Here is a 17,070-nt window from a genome sequence, read left to right on the forward strand (position 1 = left end):
GGGCCGACCGCCCTTCTGTTGTACCTCCGGGTACGCGACAACGGGCACCGTTGCCTCTCGGACCAGCTGACAGCTGACCATTGCAGCAAGTCAGACAAGACTTTCAATAACGAACGACCGTTTCACGTACACTTGACACCATGTCTCAGCCCTTCTCTTCCGAGCGCCCGTTGCGCGTGGCCGTGATCGGTTCCGGGCCTTCCGGTCTTTATGCGGCAGAAGCCCTCATCAAGCAGCAGGCCTTGCCCGTGAGCGTCGACGTGATCGACCGTCTGCCCACCCCGTATGGCCTCGTCCGTTACGGTGTGGCGCCCGACCACCAGAAGATCAAAAGCGTCACGACGCTGTACCAGAAGGTTCTGGAAGATCCGCGCGTACGCTTTTTCGGGCACGTCGAGTTCGGCAAGGACCTGACGCTCGACGACCTGAAGCGCCACTACGACGCGGTGGTGTACGCCGTCGGGGCTTCCAGCGACCGGACGCTGGACATTCCGGGCGAACAACTGGAAGGCAGCCTCAGTGCCACCGAATTCGTCGCCTGGTACAACGGTCATCCCGACGCCGAGGCGCGCGAGATGGTCCTCACGGCCAGCGGTGTCGCGGTGGTGGGGGTCGGCAACGTGGCCGTGGACGTCACGCGCATCCTCGCCAAAACCACCGAAGAGCTGGCCGTCACCGACATTGCCGACTATGCCCTCAGCGCGCTCTCGCGCAGCCCGGTCACCGATATTTACGTGCTGGGGCGCCGTGGACCCGCCCAGGCCAAGTTCACTACCAAGGAATTGCGTGAGCTGGGCGAATTGACGGGCGCCGACATCGTGGTCAAAAACGAGGAAGTCGCGCTGTCCTCCGAGGAGGAAGCAGCGATCACCGACAACACCGTGCGCAAGAACGTCGAGGTACTGCGTGAATTCGCGCAAAAACCCCTGACGGGCAAGCCACGGCGTGTTCACCTGCGTTTTCTGGTCTCCCCTGTCGAGGTCCTCGGAAATGGGCGTGTAGAGGGTCTGCGCATCGAACGCAACCGCCTCGACGCCCAGCACAATGCCGTCGGAACCGGCGAGTTCGAGACGCTCGACGTGCAGATGATTCTGCGCAGCGTCGGGTACAGGGGAGTCGCGCTGCCAGGGGTACCCTTCGACGGCCGCAAAGGTGTGATTCCCAACGAGAACGGCCGCGTCACTGAAGACGGCCAGGCACGAGTGGGCGAATACGTGGCAGGCTGGATCAAACGGGGCCCGAGCGGGGTGATCGGCACCAACAAGGCCTGCGCGGTCGATTCGGTCAAACTGCTGCTGGCCGACGCACCCACCCTGCCGCGCGCCGAACGGGCCGACCCGGAGGTTGTGGTCGAATTGCTGCGTCAGCGCGGTGTCGATTATGTCACCCTGAACGAATGGCTGCTGATCGACCGGCATGAGCAGGAGCTCGGCAAATCGCAAGGCCGTCCCCGCGTGAAGGTGGTCAGGCGCGACGAATTTCTGGGGCTGATCCGCCGTGGGCGTGACGCGAGCTGACCGGCGTGACCAAGGGCGAGCGCCTAAGGGTTTGACCCGGCGACCGACGCCGCCAGGCAGCCTTTCGGCCGCTTCGTGCGGCCCTGTTACCGACCATGACGCACGCTGACGTTCTGATCGTCGGTGCCGGTCCGGTGGGCCTGTACGCCGCGTTTTATGTGGCGCTGCGCGGCCTGAGCGTGCGGCTGGTCGAATCACGCCCGGAAGTCGGTGGGCAGTTGAGCGCGCTCTACCCGGAAAAATTCATTTACGACGCGCCCGGCTTTCCGCGTGTGCGCGCGCACGAGCTGGTGGAGAGCCTGCGAAGGCAGCTTCACCCTTTCTCCCCGGCGCTGGAACTGGGCGCGCTGGCCATGTCGCTGGAGCTGGTAACGCGAGGCTGGCAGGTTACCACTTGGGAACGGACCGGCGAACGTGCCTACACCGCGGGCGCGGTCATCCTGGCCGCCGGCATCGGAGCCCTGCGACCACGCGTGCCCGATGTGGCGGGAGTCGACTTGCTCGGTCGCGTCGCCCTGGAGTGGCCAGGCGCGGTGGTTTCTCCCGGTGACCGCGTACTGGTATCAGGGGGCGTACCACAAGCCACCCGAGCGGCGCTGGACCTGCACGACCAGGGCGCGCGCGTCACTCTGGCACACAAGCGTGCGCTCTTTCGCGGTACCCCCGAACAACTGACGCGCCTGCAGCAACTGCGGGAGGCCGGTCGGCTGCAGGTGCTGGCTCCCAGCGAACTGCTGGCTTTCACTCCCGAGGGTGCCGAGTTGCTGTTCGCTGATGCACGCCACGCGCTCACGCTCGATGGCGCGCTCTATCTCAACGGGTATCTGCCAGATCTGCAGTCGCTGCAAGGCTGGCCGCTGGAGTGGCAGGGAGATTACATCAGCTCCGGCGCAGGCCAAAGCACCAACCTGCCGGGCGTGTTCGTGGCCGGTGACCTTTCATCCTCGGGAGGCGACCTGAAACTGCTGGCCGCCGGCTTCGCCGAGGCGGCTGTGGCGGCCAATCACGCCGTTCATTTCGTGCGTCCTGACCTGAAGGTCCGACCCGGACATTCCAGCGACAAAAAACTGCCGACGACCTAAGTGTCTACCGCTTCAGTTCTTCCGTTCTGGGAACCGCACCCAGAACGACAGAACCCAGCGGCAGACACGCTTCCCCGACTCGCCTCCACTCGCCCCACGTTTTGGGAGAACACCAAAACTCAAGTGGGAGCTACTTAGCGCTGCCCGCTGCACCTCCAACCTTCAGGACGTGCGAGACAGGGTAAAACCGATTGTCGCGCCCTCGCCGGGGCGCCCTTCGGCCCAGACCTGCCCGCCGTGCCGGTGAACGATGCGCCGGACGTTGGCGAGGCCCACCCCGGTGCCCTCGAATTCTTCCTGGCGGTGCAGGCGCTGAAACACTCCAAAGAGCTTGTCGCCATAGCGCGGATCGAAGCCCACCCCGTTGTCGCGCACGAAGATGGCCCAGCCGTGTTCGTGCTCCTCGGACCACACGTCGATTCGCGACACCTCGCGCGTTCGGCTGTACTTGAGCGCGTTCGAGATCAGGTTGACCATGACCTGATACAGCGTGCCCTGATCGCCGTGCACCTGTGGAAGGGGCGAAACGTTCCACTGCACGCTGCGGCTTTCGTGATCCGGCGCCAATTCGCGGCGAACCCGACTTACCAGGGCATCGAGATCGACGCTTTCCATGCGCAGCGGAACGCGCGAGGTGCGCGCCAGGTCCAGCATGGCGTCGATCAGCGTGTTCATGCGCGTGGCCGACTGGTCAACTACCGAGAGGTACCGCGCCGTTTTGGGATCGAGCCGCTCGCCCAGTGACTTATGTATCAGCGCCGTGTATCCGGCAATGTGGCGCACCGGTGCGCGCAGGTCATGTGACACCGAATAGGCGAAGGCCTCGAGTTCCTCGTTGGCACCCTGGAGTTCCCGAGTCTGTTCCTGCAGCTCCCGTCGCTGGAGTTCGAGCTGGCGCGCGTGTTCGGTTCTCTCCAGCGCCAGGTTCAGACCCCGTGCAATGGCCTGGACCATCGCGCGGTCGGTGTCACTCCAGGTGCCCGTATGCCTCAGCCCGACTGCCAGGAAACCGCGTACCTCGTTGTTCAACAACAAGGGCAGGTTGGCCGCGGCGTGGTACTGCTCCGTGTGATCGATGCCTTCCCGCCGGGCATTCCAGTGGTCCACGAACCAGGGAGAGCGGCGACGCAGCGGTTCGGCAAACACCGGCGCGTCGACCGGGATTCCCTGGGTGATGACCTTCCGGGTGTCCTCTGCCAGGTCGCTGGTCCACACACGTGCCTGCCAGGTCTCGCCCTTGCGCTCGTAATACACGCCGGTAGCATCGACAAAGCGCGCCTGGATGACACTCAGGGCGCCCCGTGCCAGCGCCAGAACGTCCGTCTCGGTGCCCACAGCGTCCGTGAAACGGGCGAAGGCGTCGAGCGCTACCGTCCGCTCCTCAAGTTCGGCGGTCCGCTGATGGACACGGCATTCGAGTTCGGTGTTCAGCTCGCTCAGTGCCCGTTCGGCCGCTTTCTGGGGCCGGAGGTCCTGAATGTACCAGATGAAGCGCTGCGGCTCGCTCGCTTCGCCGCGCGCCAGCACCACACGCACCGGTACCCGTACGCCTCCCGCTCCCAGGATCTCTTTTTCGTAGGGCTCCGAACGCCCTGCCCGGAGCGCCTGCTCTGTCGCTGACCGGTCGAGGTCCGCGTATTCAGGCAGCGTCTGGCGATGCCAGCTGGCACGCTCCGCTTTCAGGTCCTCGGGCGTCCAACCGGTCAGCGCCAGGGTGGCGGGGTTCGCCTCAGTGACCGTGCCACCCGCCGACGTGGTGGTAATACTGATCGGGCTCGCCTCGATCAGGCTCCGCAAGCGCATCTCACTTTCTTGCCGCGTCTTTTCGGCGTCCTTGCGAAGGCTGATATCACGCGAAATTGCCAGCAGGCGGTAAATGCGGCCCTGCTGATCGTAGATGGGCGAAACGCGCACTTCCCACCACTTGAGCGTCCCTTTCATGGTCGCCGCCTGACCTTCGAAGGTGAAGGTCCGCCCCGCACGCGCTTCCTGCAGCGCATGTTCGATTGTCACGCCGACCTCGCCTTGCCAGAAGCTGGACCACAACAGGTTGCGGCAGGCGTCGAAGTCCTCGACTTCCATCACCTGCATGCCACCCTGATTCATCGACAGCAGGCGCGCGTCGAGGTCGAGCAGCTTGATGCACTCGGCGCTGGCATCAACCATGCCCTGCAGCTCGCTGACTTCCCGGCGCAAATCGTGCTCACGGCGGACCTGCTCATCGACATCGCAGGCGCTCACCAGCCACGACCCCCGCTCGCCTTCCCGTCCCGCCGCGCGGCAGACCTGCAGCTGATACCAGCAGGAGCGCCCCTCTGCCTGCCACACTTGAAAACGTCCTGTGAATCCTCCTGACAAGGCGGCCTGCTCCCAGTGGTGCTGCCAGGTCACCTGATCCTCGGGATGGAACAGATCGGTGATCGCCAGGTTCGGCCGCGTCGCCTTGCCACCATTTAAGGCCGCCCTCCAGGCCCGGTTGATGAACAAGATGTTTCCCCGAGCGTCCGTGATGCACAGCGGACCCGGCAGGGCGTCATACAGGACGCCCGCTTCACTCAGGAGAAGGTCACGCATGCGTGCAGGTTAACCTCTGCCCGCAACGCGAGGTTATCAGGTGCATAGAGGCTTTGCAAAGAAATCGATCACGGCGCACGGACCGCACCCAGGTGAGGTCGCGGCATGAGGCCGTCACGACGCACCCGCTGTCGGACAGCCTGGCAGCGGCAACCGGGGAAGCTGCACAGCAAGGCTTCCGGGTCGTGCGCCAGCAACCGGCGCGCCCCATCGACCAGCTCACGCACCCGAAAGGCCGTGATCCGCCCCCGCCCCAGCGTGACCGATTCGCCGCGCACGTGGGGCGCGATCCGGCCAAAGTCGGCCGAACAGTTGGGAAAGCTGGTTCGGCGCACTTCCCCGTTCACGACCACGTACCGGTCGAGCAGCGGAACGCCTGCCCAGTACTCACCGTAATGAATGGTCGTGTTCGATCGGTGGTCGACGCCCAACAGCACCGCAACCCCATCGAGGTCGTACAGCTTGCCGATGGGCCCGTAGGGGGATTCGAGTGACTGCGCGTCGAGAACTTCTTCTGCCCGTTCCCCCAACGCGACGAAGCTGAGCGCGGGGTGAAACGAGCGCAGCGTGGTGGCGTCATCGGCCAGCGTCTGCGGCACGCGCCCGATGTCCGAAGATACCCGCGAAAAGCGACCGTACGCCGGGCCGGGCGGAGGCGCGGGCTTCGCCCAGTCAGGCTGACGCTGCTCCTCGGGCCATACCAGGGTGTAATAGCTGAACGACGGCATCACCAGCGTCGCGCTGCGAGCCCGCAACGCCCGCAACATGGTCGGCGCGCCCCCTTCCAGAAAACCGAAGGCGCGCAAGGAGGCGTGCGCGATGATGTGCTGCGTGCCGTCCAGGCCCACCTCGGCCAGAGCCTGAGACAGCTCCTCTTCGGTGACCGCCGGACGGCGCATGAAATTCAGCATGCCTTTCCGATGCTAACACTCCTGCCGCCCGAGACCGTGTCAGAAGACCAAAGATCAAAGATGCGGGACCCGACTTTGCGACCGCGTGGCTTCCCCGGGCCGTCTCACCGAGCCGAGGTCGAGCATGGTGGCGGTCTTGCCTGCCTGCCACGTCTCGCGTAAGGTCAGAAAGAGTTCCCGACGAAGGGCAAGCATTGCACACGCCGCTCAGGAGCGCGCTGGAGAGACATGGCAAAGACACCCGACGAGATCATGGGGCAGCTGGAACGCGAAGACGTCCAGTTTCTGCGCCTGCAGTTCACCGACATTCTGGGCTTCATCAAAAACGTGGAGGTTCCGCGCTCGCAGTTTCAAAAAGCGCTTGACGGCGAGCTGATGTTCGACGGCTCCTCGATCGAAGGCTTTACCCGCATCGAAGAGTCGGACATGCTGCTCAAGCCCGACTTTTCGACCTTTCTGATCTTTCCCCAGTTCTCGGCCGAGGAAAGTGCCCGTGGCCGTGTGGCCCGGCTGATCTGCGACATCGCCATGCCCGACCACAGCCCTTTCGAAGGCGATCCGCGCCAGGTACTGCGAAGGCTGATCGACCGCGCCAGCGAGCTGGGCTTTGAGCTGCTGTGCGGACCGGAACCGGAGTTTTTCATCTTCGAGCGCAACGCGCAGGGGCGGCCCACGACCGTGACGGGGGACCACGCCGGATACTTCGATCTGGCCCCCATCGACAAGGGTGAGCGGCTGCGGCGCGAGATCACCAACGCCCTGGTCGACATGGGCTTTGACATCGAGGCGGCCCACCACGAGGTGGCGCCGGGACAGCACGAAATCGATTTCAAGTATTCTGGCGCTTTAAAAACCGCCGACAACATCGCCACCTTCAAGTTCGTGGTCAAACGCGTGGCGCTGGAATATGGTGTACACGCCAGCTTCATGCCCAAACCGGTCGCCGGTCTGAGCGGCAGCGGAATGCACTGCCACCTCTCGCTGTTTCGGGAAGGCAAGAACGCCTTCTTCGACGAACAGGGAGAACATCAGCTTTCGCAGACGGCCCTGCACTTCATCGCGGGGTTGCTGGAACACGCGCCGGGCATGGTCGCCGTCACCAATCCGCTGGTCAATTCCTACAAGCGGCTGGTGCCGGGATTCGAAGCTCCGACCAACATCGCCTGGAGTACCTCCAACCGCAGCGCCCTGGTGCGTGTGCCGGCCCGGCGGGGGTCGGGCACGCGCGCCGAGCTGCGCATGCCCGATCCTTCGTGCAATCCCTACCTGGCGCTGACCGTCATGTTGGCCGCCGGCTTGGACGGCATCAAGCAGGGATTGCTGCCCCCGCCGCCGGTTCAGCGCAACATCTACAAGATGACCGTGCGCGAGCGCCGGGCCCACCGGGTACGCAACTTGCCTGGCGACCTCAGCGAAGCGATTGGCGCGCTCGAAAACGATGAGGTCATCCGTGAGGCACTGGGCGAACACGTGGTGGAGCATTTCATCGCGGCCAAGCGCGCCGAGTGGCATGCTTACTCAGCAGTGGTACACCAGTGGGAACTCGACAGATATCTGGACGAAGTGTAGGCGGGAGCTGGGTGTGTCGCGCCAGCGATCAGGTAGTGCAGGGCGTGGGCCACCCACAAAACGTGTCGATCTTTGAGAAAAGTGTGAGAACAACACCTGGCCCCGGCGGTAAATCGGTTCAGCAAATGCGCTGCCAAAGCGCATTTTTTTCATTAAGGCATCACAATTTATTCGTTGACATTTGATAAACGTGCCCCTAGAATGTGTCAAATCTCAAGGAAATAAGTTGTGCGCTGCACAACACGGTACGGAGGAACTATGAAGAAGACCGGTTTCATGACCATGGCTCTGCTGGGCGCGCTTTCCCTCGGCAATGCGCTCGCGCAAACCCAGACCATCAAGATCGCCACCCTCAGCCCCCTGTCGGGTGCGCAGTCAAACCTCGGCCAGCAGATCAAGAACGGCGCGCAGCTTGCCGTCAACGAGTACAAGGCCGAATTCCAGAAACTGGGCTTCAACCTCCAGATGGTCAGCTACGACGACCAGGCCGACCCCACCACCGGAACTGCCAACGCCCGCAAGATCGCCGCGGACCGCAGCATTCTCGCCGTCGTCGGCACCTTGAACTCCGGCGTGGCGATTCCCGCTTCAGCGGCCCTCGCCCCCAGCAAGCTGGCCATGGTCTCTCCCGCCAACACGGCCAACGCCGTCACCGACCGCGGCCTTTCCAACATGAACCGCATCGTCGCTCGTGACGACGCACAAGGTCCGGCGGCCGGCAAGTACATCGCCGACACCCTGAAAGCCAAGAAGGTCTACGTCCTGAACGACAAGACCGCCTATGGCGAAGGCCTCGCGCAGGAAGTCGAGAAGTACCTCAAGAGCAAGGGCGTGCAGATCGTCAGCTCCGAAGGCACCGAAGAAAAGAGCAACTTCCAGCCGCTCGTCATCAAGATCAAGGCCCTTAACCCCGACGTGATCTACTTCGGCAGCATCTATGACCAGGCTGCCGTGTTCATCAAGCAGCTGCGCGACGCGGGCGTCACCGCCAAGGTCATGGGCGGCGACGGTTGGGACTCGAGCGACCTGCAGAAAATTGGTGGCAATAGCGTCAAGGGCGCACTCTTCACCACGGTCGCCGCGCCGATCGCCGCACTGCCCGCCGCCGGCAAGTTCGCCGAGGCGTACAAGAAGTCCTTCAACTCCGATGCACAGGGCTTCGGCGCCTTCGGTTACGACGCCGGAAAGGTCACCCTGCAGGGCGTGCTGGCCGCCATCAAGGCCAATGGCAACAAGATGCCCACCCGTGCTCAGGTCGAAAGTGCCATCCGTAAGGTGAACGCCACCGGCCTGCTCTCCGGTAACGTGCGCTTCAACAGCGTGGGCGACCGCCAAAGCGCCAAGATGTACATCATGGAAGTGCAGGACAGCCTCGACACCAAAGCCGTCGAAACGGTCACCGTCGAGCCTCCCCGCAAGTAATCCGGCGTTTTGGTTATAAACTCATGAGGGCGACGAGGGCCGGGCTGTGTGCTCGGCCCTCCGCTTGAGTAAAGGAGATTTGTGGAGATTCTTGGGCCTCTTTTGGCGCAGGTACTGGTCTCGGGCCTGATTCTGGGTTTCGTGTACGCCATTATCGCGCTCGGTTACACCATGGTGTACGGGGTGTTGCAGCTGATCAACTTCGCGCACTCCGAAGTGTTCATCACCGGCGCCGTCGTCGGTTTTGAGGCCTTTCGCCTGCTGGCACCCCTGGAGCTGAATGGGCTGGTCAAACTGCTGATCGCCCTGCTGGCCGCCATGACCGTCTCGGGACTGCTCAACGTGCTGATCGAGCGTCTGGCGTACCGTCCGCTGCGAGGCGCGCCTCGCCTGGTGCCGCTCATCTCTGCCATTGGGGTCAGCCTGATTCTGCAGGATCTGCTCAAGCTGGGTGAAGGTCTGCAGGGACGCTTCAACCTGGTGTACCAGCTTCCGGAAGGCTTCTCGGAACCGATGCTTCGCGTCGCCTCGCTGGGCGTCAGCATTCAGCGCAAAGAAGTTCTGCTGGCCGTCATCTCCCTGCTGATGCTCGCCGGACTCAACTACCTCGTGAACTTCACCCGCATGGGACGCGCCATGCGGGCCGTCGCGCAAGACCGGCAGACCGCTGGCCTGATGGGCATCGACTCCAACCGCATCATCGCCTTCACCTTTCTGATCGGCGGTGCGCTGGGTGGCGTCGGCGGCGTGCTGTTCGGCATGCAGTTCGGTACGGTCAATGCCTACAGCGGTATCATCCCGGGCATCAAGGCGTTCACGGCGGCGGTGCTGGGCGGCATCGGCTCGATTCCGGGCGCCGTGCTGGGCGGGCTGGTGCTGGGGCTCATCGAGAACTTCATCGGGGTTCTCAGCATTTTTGGTTCGCTCTTCGCGCCACTTAAGTTTCTTTCGAGCATCGGCGCCGAGTACAAGGATATCGGCGCCTTCCTGGCCCTGATTCTGATTCTGCTGCTGCGCCCCTCGGGACTGTTGGGACGCAGCACCACGGAGAAGGTGTAACGTGACGACCGCTTCTCTGCCTCCTCGTGCCGGACGTGCGGACCGGACCTGGCCGCTGGTCGCCTACGCCATCATCACCAGCCTGCTGATGTACTTCGTCGCGCAGGGCAGCATTCCGGCCCTTGCCCAGAGTGGCGTTCTGGTGCTGTTTCTTGCCAACCTGCTCTTTGCCTACCAGTGGCGGGCCGCGCCCTGGGCCAAACTGGCCGTCGGCCTCGTCAGCCTGATCCTGGTGCTGCCGATGGTTGGACGCACCAACGGCGGAATTTTCGATCTCGCCATCCAGATCGGTATTTTTGCGGCGCTCGCGCTCGGACTCAACATCGTGGTGGGCCTGGCCGGCCTGCTTGACCTCGGGTACGTGGCCTTTTTCGCGGTGGGCGCCTACTTGTGGGGCATTTTCGCCTCACCGCAGATCGGCCGGATCACCGAGAATCCGGCTCTTGCAGGTGGCATCAGCGGCAACTACTTCTGGCTTTTCATCATTCTCGCGGTCATCGCCGCCGCCCTGGTGGGCATACTGATCGGTCTGCCGGTGCTGAAACTCCGGGGTGACTACCTGGCCATCGTGACGCTGGGCCTCGGTGAGGTCATCCGCGTGCTGGCCACCAACCTGTCCGAGTACACCAACGGTTCGCAGGGCATCACACCGGTCAAAAGCGCGCCGGTACCCTGGGTCGACGCAATCGCCGGGCGCCTGGGTTTTGAATCCTCGGACTTCAACCTGTTCTTTCTGTACTTCCTGCTGCTCCTGATCATCCTGGTGGTGGTCGCCGTCAACGTGCGGCTCGACCGCTCACGCATCGGGCGCAGCTGGATCGCCATTCGCGAGGACGAGGTCGCGGCGCAGGCCATGGGGATTCCGCTGGTGCGCACCAAGCTGCTCGCCTTTGCGGCGGGCGCCACCTTCGCCGGGGTCATGGGCGTGGTCTTCGCGGCCAAGCAGACCTTCATCTCACCCGAGTCCTTCAGCTTCTTCCAGTCCATCGGCGTGCTCTCGATGGTGATTCTGGGGGGCATGGGCAGCATTCCCGGCGTCATTTTGGGCGCGACCGTCGTGACGCTGCTCAACCTCAACATCCTGCCCTCGCTCTCGGAAAATTTGCAGAGCACCTTCCCCAACCTCAATCCGCAGCTCGATCCGGCGCAGTACCAACGCCTGACCTTCGGCGTGATTCTGGTGCTGATGATGCTGTTCAGGCCAGAAGGCCTGCTGCCTTCGGTTCGCAAGCGCATCGAGCTGCATGAAGGTGACGACCAAGGCGACTCGCTCAGCACCGCTTCCGAGCGCGGCGCGACGGGCGGCCTGATGGAACGCGGCTCGGACGTGTACTCCCCCGGGCTTTCGACACAAAAGGAAGACGAACGAAGCGGGGAGGAGCGCTGATGCTCAGGGTGACCGGACTCACCAAAACCTTCGGTGGACTGACCGCCGTCAACAGCGTCGATTTGAACGTGCCCGAGCGAGGCATCGTATCGGTCATCGGTCCCAACGGCGCGGGCAAAACGACCTTCTTCAACATGATCACCGGGATCTACAAGCCCGATGTCGGCAGCATTGATCTGGGCGGCGTCAATCTGGTGGGCCTGCGGCCCGATCAGGTGACCGCCGCCGGGATCGCCCGCACCTTTCAGAACATCCGGCTGTTTTCTGCCATGACCGCTGAGGAAAACGTGCTGGTCGGACGTCACCCGCGCCTGAAGGCCAATCTCATCGACGCGCTGCTGCGTACCCGCCGATTCCACGACGACGAAGCGGCCGCGCGGGAAAAAGCGAGAGAGCTGCTCGACTTCGTGGGTCTGCGCAAACTTCGCAACGAATTCGCGACCAACCTGCCGTACGGTGACCAGCGTCGTCTGGAAATCGCGCGGGCCCTGGCAACCGATCCCAAACTGATCTTGCTCGACGAGCCGACCGCCGGCATGAACCCCAGCGAGACTGAGGCCACCAAACACCTCATTCGCCGGGTGCGTGACGAACGCGGCATCACCGTCGTGCTGATCGAACACGACATGCGGCTGGTCATGACCCTCAGCGAGCACATCACGGTGCTCGACTACGGCACCAAGATCGCCGAGGGCCTGCCGCACGAGATCCGCAACGATCCGCGCGTCATCGAGGCCTACCTGGGACGTGGTGCGGCAGCCGGCGAGTACGGAAAGGAAGCGCGCTGATGCTCGAAGTCAACGGCGTTCATACCTACTACGGGCACATTCACGCGCTCAAGGGCATCGACATCAAAATCAACCAGGGCGAGGTCGTGGCCTTGATCGGCGGCAACGGCGCCGGGAAGACGACCACCCTGCGTACCCTCTCGGGCATGCTGCGCCCCAAGAACGGCGAGGTGAGCTTCAAGGGGCGCAACATCGTGGGGATGCCCGCCCACGACATCATGGGCCTGGGAATGAGCCACGTGCCCGAAGGGCGGCGGATCTTTCCGCAGCTGACGGTGCGCGAAAACCTCGACATCGGCGCCTACAAGGTGAACTCGCGCAAGGTGATCAACGAACGCATCAACGAGGCTTACGCCCTCTTTCCACGGCTCAAGGAGCGCGAGAAGCAGCTGGGCGGCACCCTGTCCGGCGGCGAGCAGCAGATGCTGGCGATCGCGCGCGCGCTGATGGTCGATCCAGAGCTGCTGCTGCTCGACGAGCCCTCGATGGGACTGTCACCCAAGTTCGTCGAGGCCATCTTCGACATCGTGCAGCGCCTCAATCAGGAGCGCGGAACCACCATTTTGCTGGTCGAGCAAAACGCCCTGATGGCGCTGGGGGTCGCCAAACGTGCCTATGTCTTGCAGACCGGCGAGATCCGCCTGTCCGGGAACGCAGCTGACGTAGCGAGCGACGAAAGCGTGCGCAAGGCGTACCTCGGCGAGGAGTAGCCAGTAGCCCACCGTTCTTGACACTGCTTGTTCCTCAGCCTAGGCTGGGGACAAGCAGTTTTTTGTTGGCCCACTCGGCACCGTGACAGCACGCGGGTGCTCGGTTCGGCTGTCTGAGCGAATCCAGGAGCCGATATTTGTACAGACGACGTGAGGTTTGATACATTAAACCTCAAGCACAGTTCAGACTCGGGCCGGGCACGGTTCTTGGTCGCGTTCAACCAGGAGGACAAATGAAACGAATGTATCTCTCCGCACTTCTCGCTGCCGCCATGATGGGCAGCGCTTCGGCTGTCACGCTGGTGTACGGTTCGGGTGGCGAGCCGGTCAGCCTCGAGAGCGGCAACATCACCGACGGCAACTCGATCATCGTGCAGCGCCAGATCTACGACACCCTGGTGGGGTTCCGTCCCGGTACCACGACGCTCGACAAGACGCGCGGCCTCGCTTCCAACTGGACCAGCAACGCCAACGCCACCCAGTGGACCTTCACGTTGCGTCGTGGCGTCAAGTTCCACGACGGCACCGACTTCAACGCCGACGCGGTGCTCTTCAACGTCAACCGCTGGTGGGACGAGAAGGACGCCAGCGGTATGCGCAACCAGGGCCGCACCTTCGAAATCTGGGGCCAGCTGATGGGCGGCTACAAGGGACAGCCCAACAGCATTCTCAAGTCCGTCACCAAGGTCAACGACTACACGGTGCGCTTCGACCTCAACACCTCCTCGACGGTGTTTCCTGACCTGATCGCCTCGGGCTACTTCGGCATCGCCAGCCCCAAGGCCGTGCGTGAGCAGGGTGCCCGTTACGGCACGCCCAACAGTCAGCCGGTCGGCACCGGTCCTTTTACCTTCGACAGCTGGAAGACCGGCGACCGCATCACCCTGAAGCGCAACGCCAACTACTGGGGCAGCAAAGCCAAAGTCGACGATCTGGTGATCCGCTTCATCAAGGATCCCAGCGCCCGCCTGAACGAACTGCGCGCCGGCACCATCGACTTCACGGTCGACCTGACCCCCGACAACCTCAACACCATCAAGAACGACCAGAATCTGCAGGCCGTGCTCAAGCCTTCGTTCAACGTCGGTTTTGTCAGCATGAACGTCCGCAACCAGTACTTCAAGAACGAGAAGGTGCGCCAGGCCGTGAGCATGGCCATCAACAAGCCTGAGATCGTCAAGGCGTTCTGGAACGGCCTGGGCGTCTCCAACGCCTCCTTCCTGCCCCCTGTGATGAACTGGGCCAACAGCAAGAACGTGCCCGCCGACTACAAGTTTGATCCGCAGGCCGCCAAGAAAATGCTCGCGGACGCCGGTTACCCCAACGGCTTCTCTATCGATCTGTGGTACATGCCCGTTTCGCGCCCCTACTTCCCCAACCCCAAACCCATTGCCGAGGCCATTGCCGCCGACCTCTCGGCCATCGGCATCAAGGCCAACCTGAAAACCGAGGACTGGGGCAAGTACCTCGAAGACCGCAAGAAGGAACCCGGCTTCGACATGTACATGATCGGCTGGACCGGTGACTACGGCGACCCCGACAACTTCTACAGCGCCTACTACGGCTCGGAGAGCGCCACCCTCGACAGTGGGTACAAGCCCGCCGAACTCGAGAAGCTGCTTGACCAGGGGCGTGCCGCTGTCGGCCAGGAAGCCAAAGCCAAGATTTACGCCCAGGTTCACGACATGACCTACAACGCCGCCGTGCGTATTCCGGTGGTGCACAGCCAGCCGCTCGCCGCCGCTCGCTCCTACGTCAAGGGCTGGACCCCCAGCCCGCTGGGCAGCGAGTCCTTCAACACCATCAGCGTCGAAGGCAAGCGCTAAGAACTTTTGCACGACGTGAAGGGCGGGGCCGCGCGCCCCGCCCTTCACGTCTGTACTTTTTCTACAATTGAAAACCGAGAGGAGACATTTCGTTGACCGGTTACATCTTGAGGCGTCTGCTTCGCACCCTGGCAGTGGTCATCGGTATCTCACTGGTGGTCTTTGGCTTGATCCGCGCTATTCCGGGCGACCCGGCGGTCGTCATTCTGGGCGAACGGGGAAGCCCGGAAGCCTACGAGCAGCTGCGCGAGCAACTGGGGCTCAACAAGCCCGTCTTTCTGAACTTTCAGGAACCAACGCGTCTGTTTGACGCCCAGTATCCCCGCTTCGTCGGGCAACTGGCGCGCGGTGACCTGGGGGCAGGCATCAAAAGCCAGATTCCCGTGGCTGACGAACTGCGCAGCCGCTTTCCAGCCACGGTGGAACTGTCCATTGCCGCGCTCATCTTTGCGATGCTGGTCGGCTTACCGGCCGGCATCATTGCCGCCCTGAAAAGAAACGGCTTTTGGGACAACTTCGCCACCACCATCAGCCTGGTCGGGGTGTCCATGCCCGTGTTCTGGCTGGGCCTGCTGCTGTCATACGTGTTTGCGGTGCTGCTGGGGTGGCTGCCGCCCAGTTCGCGGCTCTCGACGGGGATCAGCATGGAGTCGGTAACCGGCCTGTACGTGCTCGACAGCGTTCTGCGGGGCCGCCCCGAGGTTACCTGGGACGCCCTGCGTCATCTGGTCTTGCCGGCCATCGCCCTGGGAACCATTCCGATGGCCATCATCGCGCGCATTACCCGCAGCAGCATGCTGGAAGTGCTGGGACAGGATTACGTGCGAACCGCGACGGCCAAGGGCCTCGCGCGCGGCCGGGTCGTGCTCAAGCACGCGCTGCGCAACGCCATGCTGCCGGTGGTGACCATCATCGGTCTGCAGGTGGGCGTGCTGCTCAGCGGCGCGGTGCTCACCGAGACGATCTTTTCCTGGCCGGGCCTCGGGTCGTGGATCTACGACGGCATCACCAACCGCGATTACCCGGTGATTCAGAGTGGTGTCATCTTCGCGGCGCTGATCGTGTCAGTGGTAAACCTGATCGTCGATTTGAGCTACGCTTTTCTCGATCCGCGCGTGCAGTACCGCTGAGCGTGCGCCAGGTGAGTTTCAAGGAGCCTTTGTGACCGTGCCCAATACCCTTCCCGCCGCCTCGAAGCCCAAGCGGCCTTCACAGAACATGTTCTGGCGGCGCTTCCGCAAATCCACACCGGGCAAGACCGGTGCCGTCATTGTGGTGTTCTTCGTGCTGCTCGCGCTGCTTGCCCCCTTGCTCCGCCCCTATAATCCGGCCGGTGACCGCAGCTACACCGACCGGCTGGTGCCTCCCAGCATCAGCGCACTCTGGAATGCGGAAGTCAGGGAGCGCAATACCGACGAGAACGGCCGGGTGCAGTACTTCAAACATCCCTTTGGCACCGACAACCTCGGGCGTGACATTGCCGTGAGGGTGATGCACGGTACGCGCATCTCCTTGCAGGTCGGCCTGATCGCCACCATGACCGCCCTGCTCATCGGCAGTCTGCTGGGCGTCATTTCCGGCTTTTTCGGAGGCTGGTTCGATCAGACCACCGGTTATCTGTCCGACCTGCTGCTGGCCTTCCCGGGCATTCTGCTGGCCATCATCATCGTGGCGATCATTCCCAACAGTGGCGAGGCCACCGGGCCGGTGGGCAGCGTCATCAACTGGCTGGCCGCCCGTGACGTTGATGTCCGCCTCTACGGCGCGATGCTGGCCGTCTCAATCGTGCAGATTCCGGTGTACATCCGCCTGGCGCGCGCGGTGGTGCTGTCGGTGCGCGAGCGTGAATTCGTGCAGGCCGCCGACGCCCTGGGCGCCGGACGCTCGCGGGTCATCTTTCGGCATGTGCTGCCCAACAGCCTGACGCCCCTGGTGGTGCAGGGCAGCCTGTCCATTGCCACAGCAACCATCGAAGTGGCCGCGCTGGGCTTTCTTGGCCTGGGCGCCACCCCGCCCGCGCCCGAATGGGGCACCATGATCGCTGACGCCAAAGACTACTACCAGAGTGCACCCTGGACCATGATCTTTCCGGGTCTGGCCATTCTGTTCACCGTGCTGGGCTTCAATTTGCTGGGCGACGGTCTGCGCGACGTACTCGATCCCCGCAGTACGCAGTAAACGCCATCTCACGACATTCATCGGCAGGCCGAACGCTCTTGTTCGGC

13 protein-coding genes are annotated in these 17,070 nt (G+C 63.2%); 11 read left to right on the forward strand and 2 right to left on the reverse strand.

The genetic code is table 11. The features are described 5' to 3' along the window. Positions 1–140 precede the first annotated feature (140 nt). Positions 141–1,517 carry an FAD-dependent oxidoreductase gene (locus tag DEIPE_RS01465; protein ID WP_015234209.1) on the forward strand — a complete coding sequence of 459 codons (1,377 nt, stop codon included), beginning with the start codon at positions 141–143 and terminating at the stop codon, positions 1,515–1,517. A gap of 95 nt (positions 1,518–1,612) precedes the next feature. Continuing rightward, a complete protein-coding gene (locus tag DEIPE_RS01470) occupies positions 1,613–2,599 on the forward strand; it encodes an NAD(P)/FAD-dependent oxidoreductase (protein WP_015234210.1) in 987 nt (328 codons plus the stop codon). A gap of 162 nt (positions 2,600–2,761) precedes the next feature. Here DEIPE_RS01470 and DEIPE_RS21885 read toward each other — a convergent pair whose 3' ends face one another. Next, the gene (locus DEIPE_RS21885) at positions 2,762–5,173 is read right to left on the reverse strand and encodes a PAS domain-containing protein (protein WP_015234211.1); all 2,412 of its coding nucleotides are present in this window, start codon (positions 5,171–5,173) and stop codon (positions 2,762–2,764) included. A 68-nt stretch (positions 5,174–5,241) separates the two neighbouring features. Further along, a complete protein-coding gene (locus DEIPE_RS01480; RefSeq protein ID WP_015234212.1) occupies positions 5,242–6,084 on the reverse strand; it encodes an AAC(3) family N-acetyltransferase in 843 nt (280 codons plus the stop codon). Between the two features lie 228 nt (positions 6,085–6,312). On the opposite strand from DEIPE_RS01480, the gene glnA reads away from it, so the two are divergent. From glnA to DEIPE_RS01525, 9 genes are all read left to right on the forward strand, one after another. After that, the gene (glnA, locus tag DEIPE_RS01485; RefSeq protein WP_015234213.1) at positions 6,313–7,653 is read left to right on the forward strand and encodes a type I glutamate--ammonia ligase; all 1,341 of its coding nucleotides are present in this window, start codon (positions 6,313–6,315) and stop codon (positions 7,651–7,653) included. Positions 7,654–7,911: 258 nt separating this feature from the next. Next, on the forward strand, positions 7,912–9,075 hold the full coding sequence (locus tag DEIPE_RS01490; RefSeq protein WP_015234214.1) for a branched-chain amino acid ABC transporter substrate-binding protein: 1,164 nt from the start codon (positions 7,912–7,914) through the stop codon (positions 9,073–9,075). Positions 9,076–9,177: 102 nt separating this feature from the next. Beyond that, complete coding sequence (locus DEIPE_RS01495; protein ID WP_342663279.1) at positions 9,178–10,134, forward strand: branched-chain amino acid ABC transporter permease; 957 nt, start codon at positions 9,178–9,180, stop codon at positions 10,132–10,134. A gap of 1 nt (position 10,135) precedes the next feature. Next, complete coding sequence (locus tag DEIPE_RS01500) at positions 10,136–11,521, forward strand: branched-chain amino acid ABC transporter permease (RefSeq protein ID WP_015234216.1); 1,386 nt, start codon at positions 10,136–10,138, stop codon at positions 11,519–11,521. After that, the gene (locus tag DEIPE_RS01505; RefSeq protein WP_015234217.1) at positions 11,521–12,309 is read left to right on the forward strand and encodes an ABC transporter ATP-binding protein; all 789 of its coding nucleotides are present in this window, start codon (positions 11,521–11,523) and stop codon (positions 12,307–12,309) included. The genes DEIPE_RS01500 and DEIPE_RS01505 overlap by 1 nt, the downstream gene beginning before the upstream one ends. Continuing rightward, on the forward strand, positions 12,309–13,019 hold the full coding sequence (locus DEIPE_RS01510) for an ABC transporter ATP-binding protein (protein WP_015234218.1): 711 nt from the start codon (positions 12,309–12,311) through the stop codon (positions 13,017–13,019). The genes DEIPE_RS01505 and DEIPE_RS01510 overlap by 1 nt, the downstream gene beginning before the upstream one ends. Before the next feature lie 233 nt (positions 13,020–13,252). Continuing rightward, positions 13,253–14,845: an ABC transporter substrate-binding protein gene (locus DEIPE_RS01515; RefSeq protein ID WP_015234219.1), complete on the forward strand. Its 1,593-nt coding sequence runs from the start codon at positions 13,253–13,255 to the stop codon at positions 14,843–14,845. Positions 14,846–14,937: 92 nt separating this feature from the next. Further along, a complete protein-coding gene (locus DEIPE_RS01520) occupies positions 14,938–15,975 on the forward strand; it encodes an ABC transporter permease (protein ID WP_015234220.1) in 1,038 nt (345 codons plus the stop codon). 31 nt (positions 15,976–16,006) lie between these two features. Next, on the forward strand, positions 16,007–17,023 hold the full coding sequence (locus tag DEIPE_RS01525) for an ABC transporter permease (protein ID WP_015234221.1): 1,017 nt from the start codon (positions 16,007–16,009) through the stop codon (positions 17,021–17,023). The last annotated feature ends 47 nt before the right edge of the window (positions 17,024–17,070 follow it).

Origin of the sequence: Deinococcus peraridilitoris DSM 19664, from assembly GCF_000317835.1 — a bacterium.
GTDB classification, from domain to species: domain Bacteria; phylum Deinococcota; class Deinococci; order Deinococcales; family Deinococcaceae; genus Deinococcus_A; species Deinococcus_A peraridilitoris.

Bases quoted from the DNA above. Each gene is read 5' to 3' on its own strand.
- DEIPE_RS01465 (WP_015234209.1), top strand. From the start codon at position 141: ATGTCTCAGCCCTTCTCTTCCGAGCGCCCGTTGCGCGTGGCCGTGATC.
- DEIPE_RS01470 (WP_015234210.1), top strand. From the start codon at position 1,613: ATGACGCACGCTGACGTTCTGATCGTCGGTGCCGGTCCGGTGGGCCTG.
- DEIPE_RS21885 (WP_015234211.1), bottom strand. From the start codon at position 5,173: ATGCGTGACCTTCTCCTGAGTGAAGCGGGCGTCCTGTATGACGCCCTG.
- DEIPE_RS01480 (WP_015234212.1), bottom strand. From the start codon at position 6,084: ATGCTGAATTTCATGCGCCGTCCGGCGGTCACCGAAGAGGAGCTGTCT.
- glnA (WP_015234213.1), top strand. From the start codon at position 6,313: ATGGCAAAGACACCCGACGAGATCATGGGGCAGCTGGAACGCGAAGAC.
- DEIPE_RS01490 (WP_015234214.1), top strand. From the start codon at position 7,912: ATGAAGAAGACCGGTTTCATGACCATGGCTCTGCTGGGCGCGCTTTCC.
- DEIPE_RS01505 (WP_015234217.1), top strand. From the start codon at position 11,521: ATGCTCAGGGTGACCGGACTCACCAAAACCTTCGGTGGACTGACCGCC.
- DEIPE_RS01510 (WP_015234218.1), top strand. From the start codon at position 12,309: ATGCTCGAAGTCAACGGCGTTCATACCTACTACGGGCACATTCACGCG.
- DEIPE_RS01515 (WP_015234219.1), top strand. From the start codon at position 13,253: ATGAAACGAATGTATCTCTCCGCACTTCTCGCTGCCGCCATGATGGGC.